Annotated in this window: 5 protein-coding genes; 2 read left to right on the forward strand and 3 right to left on the reverse strand. The window is 60.7% G+C overall.

Annotated elements, in window-relative coordinates; all coding sequences use genetic code 11:
- Positions 1–350: 350 nt before the first annotated feature.
- On the forward strand, positions 351–623 hold the full coding sequence (locus tag AC1DSN_RS19230; protein WP_477298695.1) for a hypothetical protein: 273 nt from the start codon (positions 351–353) through the stop codon (positions 621–623).
- 73 nt (positions 624–696) lie between these two features.
- On the opposite strand, the gene AC1DSN_RS19235 is transcribed toward AC1DSN_RS19230, so the two are convergent.
- The 3 genes from AC1DSN_RS19235 to AC1DSN_RS19245 form a co-directional block, all read right to left on the reverse strand.
- Positions 697–1149, reverse strand: a complete 453-nt coding sequence (locus AC1DSN_RS19235; RefSeq protein WP_477332269.1) for a response regulator — start codon at positions 1147–1149, stop codon at positions 697–699.
- Between the two features lie 174 nt (positions 1150–1323).
- Complete coding sequence (locus AC1DSN_RS19240) at positions 1324–1983, reverse strand: SDR family NAD(P)-dependent oxidoreductase (protein ID WP_477332271.1); 660 nt, start codon at positions 1981–1983, stop codon at positions 1324–1326.
- An 84-nt stretch (positions 1984–2067) separates the two neighbouring features.
- A complete protein-coding gene (locus AC1DSN_RS19245) occupies positions 2068–3219 on the reverse strand; it encodes an alkene reductase (RefSeq protein WP_477297130.1) in 1152 nt (383 codons plus the stop codon).
- A 92-nt stretch (positions 3220–3311) separates the two neighbouring features.
- Here AC1DSN_RS19245 and AC1DSN_RS19250 point away from each other — a divergent pair, with 92 nt between their 5' ends.
- Positions 3312–3881: a TetR/AcrR family transcriptional regulator gene (locus AC1DSN_RS19250; protein WP_477332273.1), complete on the forward strand. Its 570-nt coding sequence runs from the start codon at positions 3312–3314 to the stop codon at positions 3879–3881.
- Positions 3882–4128 lie beyond the last annotated feature (247 nt).

The raw sequence follows: 4128 nt of genomic DNA on the forward strand, positions 1-4128 counted from the left end.
GTAGATCAGTGGCTACCACCGATCATACGGTACGAGCTCGCCCGTCGGATCCCCCCGGCGACACCCCCATCGGTCACCGGGCGCTCTGCCTTCCCCGCAGACACGGTTGAAGAACCGCGGCGCCAGCCGTTTCCCTGAGTTTTTTCTTGGCCGAGCAACACGGCACGTCGCCGTGTGACCTGAGAACRGRCGCGGCTGYCYCCGCAACACACTTCGTCAATCAAGCCGCACGRCGCCCGGACACGGGCAGCCGATGAACCCGCGMATCCGTKTGATCCGCGGCACGYTGCGCGATGCGTAGCGTGCCGCACCTGGATGAGGCGGGCAGGGCGGCAKKCAAGGAGTTCGTCATGACCACAGCAAAAGGGCAAAGCAGCCATCCCGGATTCCACTACCACATCGATCCGGAAGCCACGGCGCACGACCTGATGAACGAAGCCACCGAATGGCTTCAGTACGCACGTAGCCTGACGCGGTTACTGGCCGACTTCATCCACGAATCCGATACCGTGGACTGTCAGCGTGTGGCGCACGGGCTGGAAGCGATCGGGGCGTTGATGCATATGGGGGTGCAGTGCTCGGCGCAGGCGCATGCCAGGATGTGTTGGGAGCAGGGTGGGTGATTGACGTCGAAACCGGGGTGCTGCTCAGATCTGGGAGGGCGTCGTGGTGTTCGTCCATCCAGAGCTTCGGCAGTCAATCAGGCGTTTCGTCGACGACCGCCAAGGTGGAAGGCATCTGCGCTACCGAAGCCGTCGCCCGGTTGATGGCATCGGCAAGCTCAAGAAAGCTGAAGGGCTTTTGGATCGGAACGGCATCGCGCGGCACCTGCCCCGTATCTGCGTCTGCGTCTGACGTCATGACCAGGATAGCGATGGCGGGATTGCCGGCACGCGCCTCAGCCAGATAGGTGCCTTCCGGGTTTTCTCCGAGAGCAGGCGCCGAGGCGACGAGGAAGTCGACCCGGTCGCGACTGGCGGCCCAGGCGGCCCCACCCGCGTGTGTGCTTGCAATGCCGACGATGTAGCCCCGCTGTCGCAGGCAGTCGGCGACCCCTTCTGCCAGGCGGTGGTACGACTCGATGACAACCGCATACCGCGCATCTGGCTCAGCCATTGTTTGTCTTCCTGTCGAGGTCCGACGCAGCATGACCGTTCATGTGGACGATGACGTGACGACCACAGGCGAGGTGAGCCAGCCGCAGGCGGCATTAACTACGTACTTATGCGTTGTGATCCGTGGGATCTATGTGCGGATGGGGCGGATGACGGGGATCGATTGGATCGACCCTCTGGTTATCGTCCAGGGGAAAGGTCGCGCCGGTCAATGCCTCCGAAGCGATCCACAGCCTCGTCGCATCGTTCGCATCCCCTGCCGGCGAGGGAATTTTTGCCAACGATGGATAGCCACGTGTTTCGCCGATTTGGTCTGGGCCGTAGTAGGCGCCGCCCTGAGCGTGAGGCGATGTGCCGGCAAAGAGCGTCGGTAGCGCCCCTTGCGATGCTGGCTGAAACAGGAACCATAGGAAGCGCCGGGCGATGCCCGGAGCGCTCCAGGCTCCGGCGCCATTGGGCAATAGGTCGGTGCGTGAAATGCCCCTGCGTCACTGCGTCGTTGCAGTTCCTGGGCGAACATCAGGCAGGCCAGTTTCGACTGACCATACGCTGTCATAGGCTTATATCTTCGTTCGGACTGCAGATCGTCGAAGTCGATGGTGCCGCTTCTTGCGGCCACGCTCGAGAGCGTGACAACGCGTGGCTGGTCGCTCTTGCGCAGCAGTGGCAGCAGGTATGCCGTCAAGGCGAAGTGGCCGAGGTAGTTCGTGCCGAACTGCAACTCAAAACCGTCAGCAGTGGTCAGGCGTTTAGGTGGTGTCATGACCGCCGCATTGTTGATCAGCAGGTCCAGATGGCCGCGTAATGCTTGCAGGCGTTCGCAGAACGTCTTGATCGATGGTGTCCACCGGCGCGATGAGGCTGGCACTGCAAGCGTGGAGAGATCAGCCCGATCAGCGGAAGCCGGTAGCCACGTTCCTCATGGATACTTTCGACAGTTGCGAACGGAGCTTTAAGCCGATTCGCCGGATAGGTTCCGGCCATTCGGATCCGAGGCGAGTGGCTGATACGTGGTGTATCCCTCCGCGCCGCCCTGGTAATACGTTGTGGAATCGCTAGGGGCGAGCATCTCATTTGCGGCTACCCGCGCGGGCAGGTCCGGATTTGCGATGAAGTGTCTGCCGAAGGAAACGAGGTCTACGGTTCCTGAAGCAATCAACGCGTTGGCAGAGGCGATGTCAAAGCCGCCATTCGCTATCAACGTACCGCGATAGAGCGTCCGGAAATGGTCGTACGTTGATGCTTGCAGGATCGCGGCGGGAGTAGCGGACACGTCCGTCATCGGTCGCATGAGATGCAGGTATGCCAGCCCGAGTCGATCGAGTTGCTCGATTAGATAGTTGTACGTCGGCAACGTGTCCTCGTTCGCCCGTATCAATCCCACGTTATGCAGGCCGGGACTCAGCTTGATACCGATCCGATCACCGGACCAAGTCGATGCAAGCGCCTGCATGATCTCTAAGATGAGCCGGGAGCGGTTAGCAGGGCTGCCGCCATAGTCGTCGTCCCGATGGTTAAACAGCGAACTCAGAAACTGAGGTAGCAAATAGATATTGGCTGCGTGCAACTCCACCCCGTCGAACCCCACTTGCATAGCTCGGCGTCCCGCCTGGGCGAAGTCGTCAACCAGCGTACGGATATCGGAACGGGTCAGCGCACGGGGTGTGAGTGTTTTCTTGAAGCCGTCGGGGGTGAACGCCTGTTGGACTGGGTCGACGGCCGAGGGCGCCACCGGGAGTGCGCCGCCAAGAAGGTCCGGATGGGAGATGGATCCGGAATGAGCCAGTTGCAGGAAGATTCTGCCGCCTTGGGCATGCACTGCGTCGACGACCTCGCGCCAACCGTCGACCTGCTCGTTGGTGAAAATCCCAGGGACGCGAATCCCACCTACTGCCTGATCGCTGACGTAGGTGCCACCGGTAACGATCAGGCCCGCCGACACGCGCTGCGCGTAATACTCGGCTTCCAGGGATGAAGGAACTCGGGCTGGGTTGTCCGTGCGCCCTCGTGTCATGGGCGACATGACGATTCGATTCGGCGTGGCGAAGGTTCCGCGCGCGTAGGCGGTCAGCAACGGGTAGGTGGCTCGTAGATCGGATGTCACGCGTGCTCCAGAAGCAAGGCGACGGCGTCGCGGTGAAGCGATACTATTGAGTATCGTGGCGATACTCAATAGTATCGTCTATGCTTGGACCCATGCCTTCTCCGAAAGAACGAATACTGGCCGCCGCCGGCGACATCTTTGCCCGGCAATCCATCAATTCCGCGACGCTGGATGAAATTGTTGCCTCCGCGGGGACGACGAAGATGGCCCTCTATCGTCATTACGAGGGCCGAGATGATCTGGTCGCGAGCTGGCTTTCCGCAGTCGCGGCCAAGAGCGAAGAGCGCTGGAGGTGGTTGGCGGATACCCACACCAATGACCCCTTCGCGCAAATACTGGGTTGGACGCGCTTCATGGCAACACGCCTACCGTCGGCGACGAGCCGAGGTTGTCCCTTCGTCAATGTCGCCGCTGAACTCCAGGCGTCAGATCACCCGGCCTGGGTAGTTATCAGGCGGCATCGTCAGGTCGGTCTCCGTCATATCGAAAGGCTTCTTGAGGACGCTGGTGTTGCAGACGCCTCGCGCATGGCCCGTGGAATCATGTATCTGATCGATGGAGCGCAGGGCAATGGTCCGGGGGCGAGCAGCGATGTCGTTGCTGCCGATCTCGTTCACATGGTCACTCTGCTGATCGACGCCGAGGCGGGTAAACGTAATTAGGGAAGATGCATTTGTAGAAACCGCCCCTGCGTTTCCATGTAACGGCATTTTCATGCCAAGTTGAAACTTCCGCGAAAGACTCGAAGACCACGGTATGCGCCCGTCCAGCGCCATCTCCGGCCAGCGTCCTGTTCTCTTCCAGACTGGAACACCATGTTCGATCCTCGTCGGTTGTCTATCCGCGCAAAGCTCATCGCAGGCCTCACCAGTTGTGCGCTTCTGACCTTGTGCGTGGGCATTATCGGGA

This window comes from Luteibacter sp. P4_D7_3 (assembly GCF_056401735.1).

Coding starts and splice junctions, on each gene's coding strand:
- AC1DSN_RS19235 (WP_477332269.1), bottom strand. CDS start 1,149: ATGCTGCGTCGGACCTCGACAGGAAGACAAACAATGGCTGAGCCAGAT.
- AC1DSN_RS19250 (WP_477332273.1), top strand. CDS start 3,312: ATGCCTTCTCCGAAAGAACGAATACTGGCCGCCGCCGGCGACATCTTT.
- AC1DSN_RS19230 (WP_477298695.1), top strand. CDS start 351: ATGACCACAGCAAAAGGGCAAAGCAGCCATCCCGGATTCCACTACCAC.